The following is a 14,535-nucleotide window of genomic DNA, read 5'->3' as shown; positions in this document are numbered from 1 at the left end:
ATAAACCGAATAAATTTTATAGGAAAACCTAATAAAAAACGTCTTAAACGGCTTAAATAAAAAAACCTCCAGCTCCGCCCTTTCAGGCAGAACCGGAGGTTTTCTTCTATTACAGGCTAATGACTCTGCCAGTAGCTTGCGATTCAAATGCTCCAAGAATAACGGCTAGCGATTTGCGGCCTTCTTCACCGGAAATGCTTGGCTTCGTCTTCGTTACGATCGAGTTGATAAACGCATCAACAACGCCGCTCGATTCTTGCTTGTCGTTTGTGCTAATCGCGCCAACGTTGTAACGCTCAACTGTGCCGTTGCGCAGCTCAACGATGATTTGATCATGCGGGTCTGTGCCGATCTTCAGAACGCCGTTCTCGCACCAGAACACTGTGCTGTTGTCTTCGCCTTTGTAGTAAGTCCAGCTCGCAACAAGCGTACCGATTGCGCCGCTCTTCATGCGAAGGAGGCAAGTAGCGTTATCGTCTACGTCTGTGCCTTCTTTGTCCAGCGTACCGATGTAGCCCGTTACTTGAGCGACTTCGTCATCAAGCAGGTAACGGATGAGGTCGGATTTATGTACACCGAGATCACCCATAGCGCCCATAATCGCTTCCGGCTTGCGGAAGAACCAGCTGCCTTTACCGTCTACGCTCCAGCCTTCCGGACCTGGGTGGCCGAACGACGTGCGGAATGTAAGAACGCGGCCAAGCGAGCCATTATTAAGAATTTCTTTTGCCTTCACGTGAGGAGGCATCAAGCGTTGGTTGTGACCAACCATCAAGTAAACGCCGTTCTTGCTTGCAGCTTCGATCATCGCAGCCGCTTCTTCGTCAGTCGAAGCCATTGGCTTCTCAACCAGAACATGTGCGCCAGCATTAGCTGCTGCGATTGTTACTGGAGCGTGAAGGTAGTTAGGCGTACATACGCTAACTGCGTCTGGTTTGACTTTGCTAAGCATTTCTTCATAGCTTGCGAATGCTTCTGCGCCGTATTTCTCTGCGAGCTCTTGAGCGCGCTCGATAACCGGGTCAACGAAAGCGACGAATTCTACGTTTGGATTTGCTGCGTACTCAGGAATGTGACGACGGATTGCAATTGCGCCGTTACCTACAACGGCTACTCTAACTTTACTCATGATAGCGTATATCTCCCTTAATCAAATGATGGATTTAAGCTTTGTGCCCGTTCTCACGGAGCCAGTTGATGCTCGTTTGTACCGATTCAAGCGGCGGGTTCGCACATCTGTCTTGCTCGACAACGATCCATTCCACGTTTGCTTTATTTGCTGCTGCGATAATATCGTTCAGCGCGAGGTCACCGTTGCCAAGCTCGACGGTATCGATTTGCTCGCCTGGGTTGCCTTTGCGGAAGTCTTTCAAGTGAAGCAGCGGCAAGCGGCCTGCATACTTCGCGATATAAGCGATTGGATCTTGGTTCGAATATTGTACCCAGCCGATATCCATTTCCACTTTCAACAGGTCAGCTGCAACCTTCGTGTACATCGCATCAAATACGAATTCGCCGTCAATCTTCAGCGCAAATTCGAAATCATGGTTATGGTAGCAGAATTCAATGCCTGCTTCATGGAACTTTTTACCGAAATTCTCTAGCTTCGTGATCAGATCGCGCCAGAACGCTTCGCCGCCGGCTACCATCTCAGGGGAAACCCAAGGAAGGATCGCATAACGCGCGCCGATTGTTTTCAAGTACGCGATTTCGCCTTCAATATTCTCTTCAAGCTGCTGCAAGCCAACGTGGCTGCCGAAGCCTTCAATGCCAAGTTCATTAAGCAATGCTTTCATTTCTTCAGCAGGAATGTCACCATATCCAGCAAACTCAACGCCCTCATAACCCATAGCCGCTACTTGACGAAGCGTGCCTTTAAAATCTTGAGCCAACTCGTCACGCAGTGTGAATAATTGCAAACCGATTTTCACGATTAATCTCTTCCTTTCGGGACGGTTTAGCTAGCGCTCCTGATGAAACGCATAGCAACTGTAAGTTTACCAATCTGACACTCATTATAGTAGAATTTGAGTGCTTTCGAGATGTATTATATAACAATAACATGTACAATCTTGCTACAAAATGAGGTGGAACAATTGTTATCCGAAATTATGAGCTGCAGCTACTCGTATCACACTCAACCCTTCCAAATCACGAACCACGGGAGTCTGCGTGCCTATCTCTTCCGCTTGCAAACCGAAGGCACTTGCGAGGCGCTCGTGGACGGACGAATGCAGCGCATCGAAGCTGGCGACCTGCTTCTCTTCAGGCCTGGCGATGCCTACCATCTGAATGTTATCGCACCGAATAGCGATGCGGAGAATGGGGCAGCCCAGATACATAGCAACGCTAGCGTCAAAAGCGGAGACTACTACGTGATCTGTCGCGGCAGCTGGCTTGATGAGTGGTGGAGCCGAAAGGAGCGCCCCCGCAAAGTGAAAGTCGTGCCAGACGAGCGTTGGCTATCGATTTGGCAGGCTCTTATTCTAGAGAAACGGCGCTTTGAAGCGGAGGATACAGAGCTCGCCGACTACTTGCTCCGCGCACTCTGCCTCGGTCTAGATCGAGCGATTACGACGCAATCCGACCTACAGGGCAAATCCTTCATCGCGACCCGAATGAAGAACTTTATCGACGAGCATGCAGCTGATTCTTTCAGCGTGTCCGATATTGCTAAACATGTGGGCTTAAGCGTCTCGCGCACCGTTCACCTTTTCAAGGAATGCTATGGCATGACCATCATACAGTATACCCAAAATGTCCGCTTATCCATGGCGATCGAACGAATCAAGTACAGCACAATGACCTTGGAACAAATCGCCGAAACATGCGGCTTCGGCAGCTATTCTTACTTTTACCGCGTGTTCCGGCAGAAGTATGGCGTGTCCCCGGCTGTTTACCGCATCCAATAATGAGTTGAGGCCCCTCCCTTGGGTAACACTATGTCAAAATGGTGCAGGAGGGCGGCGGGCAGCTTGCGATTTAAAGATGTGTTCTCCATTATTGGGCCTTCGATGGTCGGGCCGTCCAGCTCGCATACGGCGGGAGCGGTACGCATCGGTCTTGTCGCGAATCAGCTGCTTGGCTCCGCTCCGGAGCGGGCAGAAATTCTGTTCTACGGCTCGTTCGCGGCGACCTATCAAGGGCATGGCACCGATATTGCAATTGTGAGTGGCCTGCTTGGATTCGCAACCGATGATAGACGAATTCCGGAAGCTCTTGCTATAGCCGAAGCGAGCGGTGTTGAAGCTATTTTCGGGCAAGGGAAAGGTCTGTTCTCTCATCCGAATACGGTAAAGCTTCTGCTCGAAACGAGTGTTCCGAAGCTGAGGAAGCTGTCGCTTGTCGGCACATCTATAGGGGGAGGCAACATCGAGATCGTCGACTTGAATGAGTTTGCGGTGAAGATAACCGGCAACTATCCGACGCTCGTTATTCTGCATAAGGACAGGCCCGGTATCATTGCAGATGTCACCTCACTGCTGGGTGCCGAAGGGGTCAATATCGGCCATATGTCCGTCGACCGCAAAGGCAGAAGTGGCGAGGCACTGACCGTGCTCGAGCTGGACGGTATGCTGCCCGACTCAATTATCGGTGAGCTAAGGAGTATCGATCATGTGCAGGAGATCTCCAAGATTGATCTTAATTCAGTGTAAGCGAGGCGAATGATTGCGATGAACTTTCGAACGCTGGCTGAGCTCGGCGCGCTCTGTGCGGAGCGCGGCTTATCCATTGGCAAGCTGATGTTGGAGGAACAGAGCGCAGAATCCGGCAGATCGCAGCAGGATGAATTCAGCAAAATGTCCGCCTACTACGACGTCATGAAAGAGGCGGTGCAGCGTGGCCTTCATGAGAATACAACGTCGCGGAGCGGGCTGACCGGCCTTGATGCGCAGCGCGTCGTCGCCCATCGGCAGCACGAAGAGGCATGCCTCGGCGAGCATGCCAGCAACGCGATGGCGTATGCTCTAGCCGTTTCGGAGGTCAACGCCTCGATGGGCCGCATCATTGCGACGCCGACCGCCGGCTCCTGCGGCATCATCCCAGGCGTATTCGTCAGCAGCCAGGAGCGCTTCGGATGGGACGATGAGCGCCTCGTTTACGGCTTGTTCGCGGCAGGCGCCATCGGCTACGTCATCGCGAACAATTCGTTCGTTTCTGGCGCAGAGGGCGGCTGCCAAGCCGAAGTCGGCTCCGCCATCGGCATGGCGGCAGGCGCGCTCGTCGAGCTGCGCGGCGGCACGCCTGCCCAGGCGATTCACGCGGTCGGACTCGCGCTCAAGAACACGCTCGGCCTCATCTGCGACCCAGTCGGCGGCCTCGTCGAGATTCCGTGCATCGTGCGCAACGGCTTCGGCTCAGTGTCCGCGCTCGCCGCCGCGGATATGGCTCTTGCCGGCGTCCGCAGCGTCATCCCGTCGGACGAAGTGATTCAAGTGATGCTCGAGGTCGGCTCCGCGATGCCGGAGATCCACCGCGAGACAGCAGGCGGCGGCCTAGCAACAACGCCAACCGGCCGCAAAATTATGAAAGAGCTCCGGGAACATAAGAAAACCTCATCGTAGCTAGGAAAAAGCGACACCGTTAATAAGCGGTGCCGTGCGTAGTGATAAGAGGGGTACGATGTACCCCTCTTTGGGTGTTTTCGCAGGTTTTTCGCTCAAGAAGGGTACGGAGTACCCTTCTTTGGATATTCTCGCTGGTTTTCCACTCAAGAGGGGAACGGAGTACCCTTCTTGTATGACTAATAAGTCCACCAAACCAGCTACTTTTCCTCATTTCGCCGATTTCCCACCAGTGTAGTCCAACAGACCAGCTTCTTTTCCTATTTCCACCGGATTTCCACCAATGTAGTCCACCAACCCAGCTTCTTTCACTCATCCCACCGATAACCCACCAATGTAGTCCACCAAACCAGCTACTTTTCCTCATTTCGCCGATTTCCCACCAGTGTAGTCCAACAGACCAGCTTCTTTTCCTATTTCCACCGGATTTCCACCGATGTAGTCCACCAACCCAGCTTCTTTCACTCATCCCACCGATAACCCACCAATGTAGTCCACCAACCCAGCTTCTTTCACTCATCCCACCGATAACCCACCAATGTAGTCCACCACCCCAGCTACTTTCGCCTAACCCCTCGAGCTCCCACCAATGTAGATCCCAACAGGACTCTCTTCTGCTCTTTCTCCTATCCCCCCTCACCAATCCAGCTTCCCAGGGATACATCCTTCCATCAACCTATCCTCTCGGCCAAGAAAACGACGCCTTCAGCCCCATCCGACTCATGTCGATCGACTCCCATCCTAACCCGAAAGCTGGTGATTCCGGCTCCAACCCGAACTGTAGCGCACCGTCACTCGACGATTCGATCACTAGCAGCGGATCCTCATGCAGCGTATGCACATCATAGCGTCCATCCAAATGTTTCCGCCACTCCTCCCAAGCGATCGGGCGATGCCCCCGTTTATCGTCACCATAGATGCCCGTCACCGTCGGCAAGCTCTCGCCATTGAAGTATAAATTGTAATCCGCTTCCTGAATCCGGCGGTCATCAAAGTTAACAAAATGGTACAGCTCCTCACCAGACTCGTACGCAATATTGCGAACGAACGAAATGTCCCGATTCGCTTCACCTGCCATCTCTTGTGTTCCGAACGCCGCCCTCGCCCCGTTGCGGATAAGCAAATTGTTCTCGATCCGATTACCTATCCCTTTGGCGAAAATCACGAACCACAGCGTCCCGCTCCCCCTACTAAACAGGTCGTGAACGACATTATGCGAGACGAGGTAATAGTCGGAGGCATCGTCCAGATAGATACAGAAGCCGTAGGAGAAATAAATACCGCTATGATGGAACCGGTTGTACGTAATCTGGTTGCCGATGCCCGCTCCCCACGACTCAATCATGCCGCCGTCTTGGCTATCCTTCATTACATCCCACACGTTATTGCACGTAATGACATTATTCCTTGTATGGGCAAAATCATAATGATTCTCCCAAGTCACCTTCGTCCCGTAATAAGACTCTTCCATCGCGCCGTAGCGCAGCCCTTTCAGAGAAATGCCATACCGCGGCATCTCATGAATTTCATTATGCGACACTTCGTTCGAGCCGCTCTGATAGAGCTGGATCCCGCTTCCGTGGCCGATCAGCTCGCCGCCACAGCGAATCAGATTGTTCGTGATCACATTGTTCTTGTTCACATCCGACCCCACAACGCTTGCAAAATCCCCGTCTCCAGGGGCAAAACCCATCACATAAACACCGTTATAGCCCAGATGTTCAATGAGATTATCCGCAACCGTATTTCGCTGGCAATATCCATTCAGCACGACACCACTGAAGCCGCTTTGCATAATTCGGCAACCACGCACAGAAATCCCCACTGCATTCTCCATATAAATCAGCCCGTCTCTGCTCTCCATACGCTCGCAGTTCGAGGAAGGCATGCGGTACTGCTGCGCGCAGTCCGAGTAGGCAATCGTCAGCCCTTCGAAGCAGATGCCGGTTACCGGGTTGTCCGCCGATTCCCCGTACAGCTCAATTACCCGCCGTACCGTCGGTACAATAATCGACTGCTCTGCGATTGGCAGCTGCCGAGGATAATAATAGAGCATGCCTTCGGCTTCATCACAGTAGAATTCACCGGGTTCAGTGAGCAGCTGCAGCGTCCCCTGAATCCGATAGCGCGAGCCGCGGTCGATCCCCCACGGGGCAGGCTCGGCGAACGAGATCTCCAACGCGATCCAATCGATCTCCGCGATTGTCTTCATCTCCGTGAACCAGTTCCACTCTCCTTCCCCCGGCCAAATATGTACCTGCGCCCCCGCATCCGGTATAACGTCCGGCAAGTCGCCTTCCGCGAACCGGAAGCCGCGCCTGTCATCGCGCCCCGCTTTCCCGGCAGCCGCGATATAGCCCGCCTTCGGCCAACGCGCCTTCACCGCTCGCATACCATTCTCATAAAGCGTGTGAACGACCGCACTTGCACTTGCACTTGCACTTGCACTTGCACTCGCACTTGCACTTGCACTTGCACTTACACCATCCAGCCGAGCACGATAAATTCCATCGCGATAGCACTCCCAACAAGCGCCGCCCAGCACCTTACCGCCAGCGATGCACGCCTCTTCCCCAGGCACGGTTCGATACGTCACCGAAATGCCGGCCGCTCTTCCCCCATCTCTCGAATCGAACCTTAATGGCGCAGCAAGCTCATACACACCGCCACCAATCCACACGGTGATGTTCTCCGCGTACCCACCAGCCAGCTTCGCACGCACCAGCTCTTTAGCCCGCCCAATGGTACGCACCGCTTCTCCGGCAGAAGCGCCGCCGCCCCTGTCATCGCCACTCTCGACCGATACATAGAACTCCACTCGTACTCCTCCCTCCACATTTCCACGCGTTCGCAATAGAAAAGGAGGCACAGGCGCTCTCGCCACCCATGCCTCCTCGCATCACATGCTTTTTAATCTCTGCTTCTTTTTAGTCTTATTTCTATTCAGCCTTATTTCTTTTCACGCCCTACTTACTTCAACCCTTGCTTCTTCAAGAACTCATCCCACTGCTTCTGAATCTCTTGGTCAATCTTCTCTTGACCAGCAGCTTTCAGCTTCTCGAGATATTTTGGAATGATCTCATTCGGATTGACCGCACCTGTCTCAAGCGCCGGACCGTACTCATTATTAACTGCTGCCGTATTCGCAAGCTCCGACTTAATCGGATCTTGGTTGACGGAGAAGCCATATGACGCCGCTACCATTGCGCTGTTGTTCAGATCGATCGTCTTCTGCCATACATCCGCTGTTTGCGGTGCTTTCAAGTATGCATTAAACTGATCACCGAATACCCAGTCTACGTTCGGCGCATAGCCCGAATCCTTGATCGGCTCGATGTAATTCTCGTCTTTCTTCGTGTAGTGCTTACCTTCAATACCGTAGCAGATCAAGTTGTACAGGTATTTATCCGTGCTGAGCAGGTTAATGAACATGAGGGCGCGCTCAGGATTTTTAGATGTTTTACTAACGACTTGCATTGCGCTCGCAATACCCGTGAAGTACGTATCGGAAATCGGTGCGTACACCACTTCGTTGCCGCCATTGTTGTTCATTTCATCCATTTCGCCGCCAGGCTTCGTCGTAAATTCGATGCCTACTGCCACAGTACCCTTTTTCTTCAGATCCCCGAAGTTTTTCAAGATCGGAGCATCGTCGTTGATGTAACCCGCATCGTACCATCTGTGCAGCGTTTCATAGTATTCTTTCTTTGTGTTGATTTGCTCTTCACCGGTGAGGATCGTATAGTTCGGGTCATCCTTCTTGTAGGAGACTGCTAAACCATCGGTACCAACCCAGCCCGGATCCGTGTAGAAGCCCAATGAATTCTGGCCAAGACCGAACGGAACGATGCCAGGCTCATTGTCCTTAATTTGTTTCAGGAATGGCTCGATGTCTTTGTACGTATGGATTGTGCTAATATCGAGGTTATATTTGTCGGCAAAACGTTTCTGAATGACCAAGCTCTTCGTCTTCGCTGCAACTTGATACACAGGGAAGCCGTACACTTTACCGTCATTGGCTTTCATGTCCGGCCAGAACTTATCTGGAATGTTCGCACGCGCTTCTGGAGCATATTTATTAATCATGTCGTCTGTCAGCTCAAGCAGCGCACCTTTATCGATATTCGCTTGATAGCTAAGCAGCCAATACTTCGAGCCCCATGCGACGTCGAACTCTTCGCCGGAAGCCATAGTCGTATTCATCTTCGGATCATATTCATCGAAAGAGAGCGGTTTCAAATCAACCGTAGCGTTGATCTTCTCCTTCAAGTACTTATTCACTTCATCATTCACCAGTGACAGATCAGGACCAGACGGATTGCTCGGATAGTAGAACGTCAGCTTCACTTCAGGGAGCTCTTCCTTCACCGGCTCTGTTGTCGTATCTGCCGCGTTATTCGTCGTATCCGCAGCGGTATTGGTCGACGTGTTCGATGTATCCGCCGCCGTATTCGTCTTGCCATCATTGTTTGTGCTTGAATTATTGTTGCTGGAGCAGGCTGCGATAATGCCGAAACATAATAGGACAAGACATAGTTTGTAGATAGCCCCGGATAATTTCAATTTCATGAACGACACACCTCTCAATTTTAGTTAACCCCATACCTTTTAATTAATCAAGTACAAACCGCAATCGTTATCCCTCACCTCCCTTCATAGCCGATCACGCCGTCATTATCCTTTCAGTGAACCAACCGTGATGCCCCGGACAAAATACTTCTGGAAGAACGGGAAGATAACCAGCATCGGCCCACCGGCCAGAATCGCCATCGCCATCCGTACAGACAGCGTCGGAAAGTTCGCGAATTGCAGCTTATCTGCCGCTTCCGCGAGCGGAGAATTCGCCAGAAACTCGATTTGCGACAGGATGCGTACGAGCAGCAGCTGCAGCGGTACATATTTGTCATTGTCGATGAACAGAAGCGCTGTAAACCAATCATTCCAATAGGCGAAAGAGATGAACAATCCGAGCGTTGCCAAAGCAGGCGTCGACAGTGGCAAAATCATCTGCAAGAATATCCGTGTTTCGCTCGACCCATCCACCTTGGCGGACTCAATGATCTCCATCGAGATTTTGTCCAGGAAGCCTTTCATAATGAGAATGTTGTACGGGCTGAGCAGCAGCGGAATGATGAGTGCGCCGAGCGTGTTCTTGAGGTGAAAATACTGCGTCATCAGGATATAGAAAGGGATCAAGCCGCCGTTGAACAGTAGGGTGAAAAACACATAGAACGTAAGCGGACGTTGATAGCGGAAGTCCCGCCGAGAGATCGGATAGGCGGTTAACGCAGTAAGGAACAAGGCAACGACCGTACCGATCACCGTAATTAGGATGGTGACGCCGTAACCGCGAAGCATGATGTTCGGCTCCTTGAAGACGATTCGGAACGCCTCGAAGCTCACTTCATGCGGAATGAACCGATACCCGTATTGAACAAGACTGTTCTCAGATGAGATGGATACGGCAATGACGAGCAGGAAAGGCACCGTGATGAGCGCACATACGATGATGAAGAAGGCGTTAATGAACCAGTTGGCACGTCGGCCCTGTTTAGTTAGCGGCATAGCATGTATTCCTCCTAGAATAAAGAGCTCTCCTTATCAACTCTGCGTACCAGATAGTTCGCCGAGACAATCGTCACGAGACCAACGACGGATTGCAGGAATCCAACAGCTGCGCCCGAGTTGATGTCGCCGAGCTTCGTCAGCGCGCGGAACACATACGTGTCGATAATGTCTGTCGTCGGAAAGTTCATCCCTACATTGTTCGGTACAAAATAATGCAGGCCGAAATCGCCTCTGAAAATATTGCCAAGTCCCAGAATGAACAATATGATAACGAGCGGCTTAAGCAGCGGCAGCGTGATCCGGAGCATCATCTGCGGCCGAGAAGCCCCGTCCAATCTGGCAGCCTCATAGTACTCGCTGTTTATCCCAAGTATCCCGGCGTAGTAGACAAGTGTAGAGAATCCGACGCCTTTCCATACGGCTACCAGAGGAAGGATGAATATCCATGGCTTCGTCTCGAAATACCATTTATGCGGCGATAGGCCAAAGGTTTGGAGAAGATTGTTCATATACCCGCTCTTATGCTCCAGGAAGGCATAAGCGATATACCCAACGAGCACGAGTGAGATAAAGTACGGCAGAAACATCGTCGTCTGGTAAATTTTCACCATCCGGCCCGATACTTCATTAAGAAGTAGTGCGAAGAGTAGCGCTGCAAGCGTGCCCAGTATGATATAAGCAAAGTTGTAGAGCAGCGTGTTCCGTATAATGCGCAGCGCATCCTGCGACTTGAATAGGAACTTGAAGTTGTCGAGACCAACCCATCTGCTTCCGAAGATGCCTTGGTCGTACCTGAAAAACTTGAAGGCAAGAATTAAGCCGACCATCGGGATATAGCTGATAAGCAGTTTGTACACAATCCCCGGGATCGCTAGCATGAGCAGTTCTCGATTTTTGCGCAAATAAATCCATTCTCTCTTGAGCCATCTCCCGGTAAGGGACCAAAATTTCATAACGGATGACCGCCTCCTTCTGACACTGATCATGCCATGGCATCCTCTATAACGGATAGAATACGATCTTCGAAAAGCTGTAACGACGGCATGTAAAATGTTCGAATTTATGCAGATAAACGCAAAAAGACCGCCGTTCTCACTTTAGTTTCGTGAGAATCGGCGGCCTCGTCTTGCGGACCTGCCCCGTTATGAGATCGACTTCTTCATCCGATATTCCTTCGGCGTGCTTCCGAACTTCCCTTTGAACAAACGGAAGAAATAGCTCGGATTCGCATAACCGCATTTTTCCATAATCTCGATGACGGTATAATCGTCATTCTCGAGCAGCTGCTGAGCGTGCCGGAGCCGGACATCGTTCATATACTCGGTAATGGAGACGCCTGTGCTGTCCTTAAACAGCTTACCGATATATGCTGAGGTGAGCTTGACGGTCGAAGCGATAGACTGCTGGCTCAAATTAATATCCGCATATTTCTGCTCAATCAGCTCTTTGATCGTCTCCAATATCATATCATTGCGTTCCATGCTGGCAGGCCGCTGTCCTTCGCAAATCTTCGCGCAGAGCGAGAGCAGCGTAATGTACATCTCTTCCAGCGATTCTTTTTCCTCGGTTAAATGTGTTGCATATTCGAGATCGACATCTAGTTTAATGAGCCGATTGTTCGCAATTTCAACCGCCGCATTCTTCATTGCCCAAGCCAGGTTGGACAACGCACGGAGCATGTCGTCGTACTGGAACCTCGCCAGCAACGTGAACGCCTTCTCCAGCTCGCTGCCTGCCTCGGACATTTGCCCCTTCTTCAGCGCTTCGGTCAGCCTCCGTTCGATGATGTCGGGAATGACGGTCTGCTTGTTAGTCAAATTAGGTTGCACTTGATCCGACGTAATGATCGCTTTGTTACCCACGATAATTTTGTACATACAGAGCTGTTGCGCCTGATTATATGCAGTTGAGATATAAGGGAATTGCTGGAACGGATCGCTGACTCCGCATGAGAGGGACAGATTATAATAATGCTCGATCGTTTGCTGGATTTCACTGATAAGCGGCACGACCTGCCCGAAATGAACCTTCTCGTCCTCTACCCCTCTAGAGACGATTAGAACGACATGATCGCCCCTCACCTCCACCGCCTCGCAAGGATAGCTGCGCGACATCATTTCGTGAGCGATATTGACGATTGCGAAGCTATACATTTTCTTCGCAGTGCCAGTCGTACTTTGGTCGAACGAAGCGTAATTATCGATCCGCAGCACGCACACGACAATTTCGTCGGATACCGATATTTGCAGCCCATGCTTCTGGATGAGCTCCAACATATCATGATGCGTAAACAGGCTGCTGTCGGTCAGAAACTTGCGCAAATAATATTTGTTCACAATCTGCTCTGAGCTAATCTCCTGCAGCTTATGGCTCAGGCGCATATAGTTGTCGCTCATGAGATGGAATTCATCGCCTTCATACGTCGTCTGAGCCTGACCGCCGCCTTGCTTGTCAGGCTGTTGGAGCCGAATACGCCGCAGCATCCGCTCAATCGGCGTGTAAAGCTTGTACGACAGCCAAATCGAGATGCCGATTGCGATAAGGAGAAATACGACCGCGATGACGATCGACTTTATCCGCGTTTCTCTAACATCCTTCATTAGCTTGTCATAGGATTGAACATAGATGATTGTCCAATTGCGAACGCCATCGTCCATATACGAGATGAGATTCCTCTGCCCGTTAATTTGGCCGACGACGAACCCGGATGCCTTGTTGCTCGCTGCTTTATCCTTGGCGATGAGCTGCTTGATTTGTTCCTTCTCCGTCACGCCAGCAGAGGCTTGCTTCAGATCCGAGGAATAGAGCTGCCCGTCTTGGTCAGCGATATAGATCTCTCCGCCTTCCTGGCTGCTCACCGCATCCATCTTCTTCAAGCTGTTAAACACCCAGTCCGACTTAATATAGAGAATGATGGCGGATTCTGATCGTGAGAACGGTTTCAAAGAATTCGTGACGAGATACGCAAAGACGTCGATTTGCCCATCTTCTCTTTCGAGGCTGACCGGTATTAATCGTGAAGTGGAGTGAGGCTTGTTCGGATCAAACAGCCAGGAGCGTATTTTCGCTTTCGTTATGCCGCCATCGAGCAGAAAAGCAGTCGATGTCGCATAGATTTCATTTTGCGTGTGATTGTATACAGCGATGGAATGCAGGAAGGATGAACTGTCCAAGTAGCTCGATAGCCGGCTGTATCCGCGGATCCAGTCCATTTTCGGAAGCTTCTGGTCAAACAGCATTGCGGCAATCTGATTGTCCTTATTCACGTAGTTCGATAAGTGGCTTATGATTTCGTTCATGTAGGAGAGATTATATTGAATCTGTGACAGCACCTTCAGGTTGGACTGCTCCTGATTGCGCCGGACTGATTGCTCCAGCACGTAGGTGTTGACGAGTGTAAGCGCGATGAGGACGATTACCATCGATAACATAATGGAGATTAATACGCGCTGCAGGTACTTCTTTGACTTATAAATGCCAAAACCTTTCATGCAAGCTCCCCTTCCGTTAGCTTCTATGGCATAGCTTTATTATGTCATTAGAGGAGCAAGACTTCTATACCCAAGCCGGCCCTAGTTTCTTTACGCCGGACATTTTTTTCTTTATAATTGACCATTAAAGAGGTGTAGTATGATTATAATTAAAACTAAAGAAGAAATCGAAAATATGCGCAAAGCAGGAGAAATTCTTGCTGCTTGCCACCGCGAGATAGCGGGTATGATTAAGCCTGGCATTACAACGAATGAGATCGATCAATTCGTCGAAAAATTTCTTGAGAAGCAAGGCGCAACGCCTGAGCAGAAAGGGTACAAAGGATATGCTTACGCGACATGCGCTTCCATCAATGACGTGATCTGCCACGGCTTCCCTTCGGCAGCTCCGCTGAAGGACGGCGACATCGTTACGATTGATATGGTTGTCAATTTAAACGGTTGGCTGGCTGATTCCGCATGGTCCTATGCGGTCGGCAACGTCTCCGAACAGGCACAGCGCTTGCTTACGGTGACAGAGGAGTCCATGTATAAGGGTATCGAACAAGCGGTTGTCGGCAACCGGATGGGCGATGTGTCGAATGCGATTCAGAAGTATGCGGAAGAGAGTGGCTTCTCGGTCGTTCGCGAATTCATCGGTCACGGCATTGGCCGCGACATGCACGAAGAACCGCAAGTGCCGCATTACGGACCTCCCGGTCGCGGCATTCGGCTGAAAGCTGGCATGGTCATGACGATCGAGCCGATGCTCAACACCGGAGCTTGGCAGAGCAAGATCGACAGCGACGGCTGGACCGCACGCACAATCGATGGCGGACTCTCCGCGCAGTATGAGCATACCATTGCAATTACGGAAGACGGTCCGATTATCCTGACGAAGCAATAAGAAAGAAGCCTCAAGTCTCCCAACC

General features: G+C 51.1%; 11 protein-coding genes. 4 read left to right on the top strand and 7 right to left on the bottom strand.

Annotated features, from left to right (window positions below; all coding sequences use genetic code 11):
- Positions 1–109 precede the first annotated feature (109 nt).
- Both BMY11_RS16350 and BMY11_RS16345 read right to left on the bottom strand, forming a co-directional pair.
- The gene (locus tag BMY11_RS16350) at positions 110–1,129 is read right to left on the bottom strand and encodes a Gfo/Idh/MocA family protein (RefSeq protein WP_090578214.1); all 1,020 of its coding nucleotides are present in this window, start codon (positions 1,127–1,129) and stop codon (positions 110–112) included.
- Between the two features lie 34 nt (positions 1,130–1,163).
- Positions 1,164–1,931 (bottom strand): sugar phosphate isomerase/epimerase family protein, encoded by a 768-nt coding sequence (locus BMY11_RS16345; RefSeq protein WP_256217554.1) that lies wholly within the window; start codon positions 1,929–1,931, stop codon positions 1,164–1,166.
- Between the two features lie 156 nt (positions 1,932–2,087).
- Here BMY11_RS16345 and BMY11_RS16340 point away from each other — a divergent pair, with 156 nt between their 5' ends.
- The 3 genes from BMY11_RS16340 to sdaAA all read left to right on the top strand — a co-directional run bounded on the left by BMY11_RS16340 (position 2,088) and on the right by sdaAA (position 4,565).
- Positions 2,088–2,912 (top strand): AraC family transcriptional regulator, encoded by an 825-nt coding sequence (locus BMY11_RS16340; RefSeq protein ID WP_371262863.1) that lies wholly within the window; start codon positions 2,088–2,090, stop codon positions 2,910–2,912.
- 63 nt (positions 2,913–2,975) lie between these two features.
- Entirely contained in the window at positions 2,976–3,656 is a 681-nt protein-coding gene (gene sdaAB / locus BMY11_RS16335; RefSeq protein WP_090578206.1) for an L-serine ammonia-lyase, iron-sulfur-dependent subunit beta, read from the top strand.
- Between the two features lie 18 nt (positions 3,657–3,674).
- The gene (gene sdaAA, locus BMY11_RS16330; RefSeq protein ID WP_090578203.1) at positions 3,675–4,565 is read left to right on the top strand and encodes an L-serine ammonia-lyase, iron-sulfur-dependent, subunit alpha; all 891 of its coding nucleotides are present in this window, start codon (positions 3,675–3,677) and stop codon (positions 4,563–4,565) included.
- Between the two features lie 676 nt (positions 4,566–5,241).
- Here sdaAA and BMY11_RS16320 read toward each other — a convergent pair.
- From BMY11_RS16320 to BMY11_RS16300, 5 genes are all read right to left on the bottom strand, one after another.
- On the bottom strand, positions 5,242–7,383 hold the full coding sequence (locus BMY11_RS16320) for a right-handed parallel beta-helix repeat-containing protein (RefSeq protein WP_090578197.1): 2,142 nt from the start codon (positions 7,381–7,383) through the stop codon (positions 5,242–5,244).
- A 152-nt stretch (positions 7,384–7,535) separates the two neighbouring features.
- Positions 7,536–9,134, bottom strand: a complete 1,599-nt coding sequence (locus tag BMY11_RS16315) for an ABC transporter substrate-binding protein (RefSeq protein ID WP_090578194.1) — start codon at positions 9,132–9,134, stop codon at positions 7,536–7,538.
- Between the two features lie 105 nt (positions 9,135–9,239).
- On the bottom strand, positions 9,240–10,130 hold the full coding sequence (locus tag BMY11_RS16310) for a carbohydrate ABC transporter permease (RefSeq protein ID WP_090578190.1): 891 nt from the start codon (positions 10,128–10,130) through the stop codon (positions 9,240–9,242).
- 14 nt (positions 10,131–10,144) lie between these two features.
- The gene (locus BMY11_RS16305) at positions 10,145–11,086 is read right to left on the bottom strand and encodes an ABC transporter permease (protein ID WP_256217551.1); all 942 of its coding nucleotides are present in this window, start codon (positions 11,084–11,086) and stop codon (positions 10,145–10,147) included.
- Between the two features lie 189 nt (positions 11,087–11,275).
- Entirely contained in the window at positions 11,276–13,624 is a 2,349-nt protein-coding gene (locus BMY11_RS16300; protein ID WP_090578184.1) for an AraC family transcriptional regulator, read from the bottom strand.
- A gap of 139 nt (positions 13,625–13,763) precedes the next feature.
- Between BMY11_RS16300 and map the strand changes: the two genes are divergently transcribed.
- Positions 13,764–14,510 (top strand): type I methionyl aminopeptidase, encoded by a 747-nt coding sequence (gene map / locus BMY11_RS16295; RefSeq protein WP_090578181.1) that lies wholly within the window; start codon positions 13,764–13,766, stop codon positions 14,508–14,510.
- Positions 14,511–14,535: the final 25 nt, after the last annotated feature.

The sequence above is a fragment of the Paenibacillus sp. OV219 genome (assembly GCF_900110075.1).
Taxonomy (GTDB): domain Bacteria; phylum Bacillota; class Bacilli; order Paenibacillales; family Paenibacillaceae; genus Paenibacillus_Z.
Note: the sequence above shows the minus strand (reverse complement) of the source record. Positions and strands in the feature narration are given on the sequence as shown.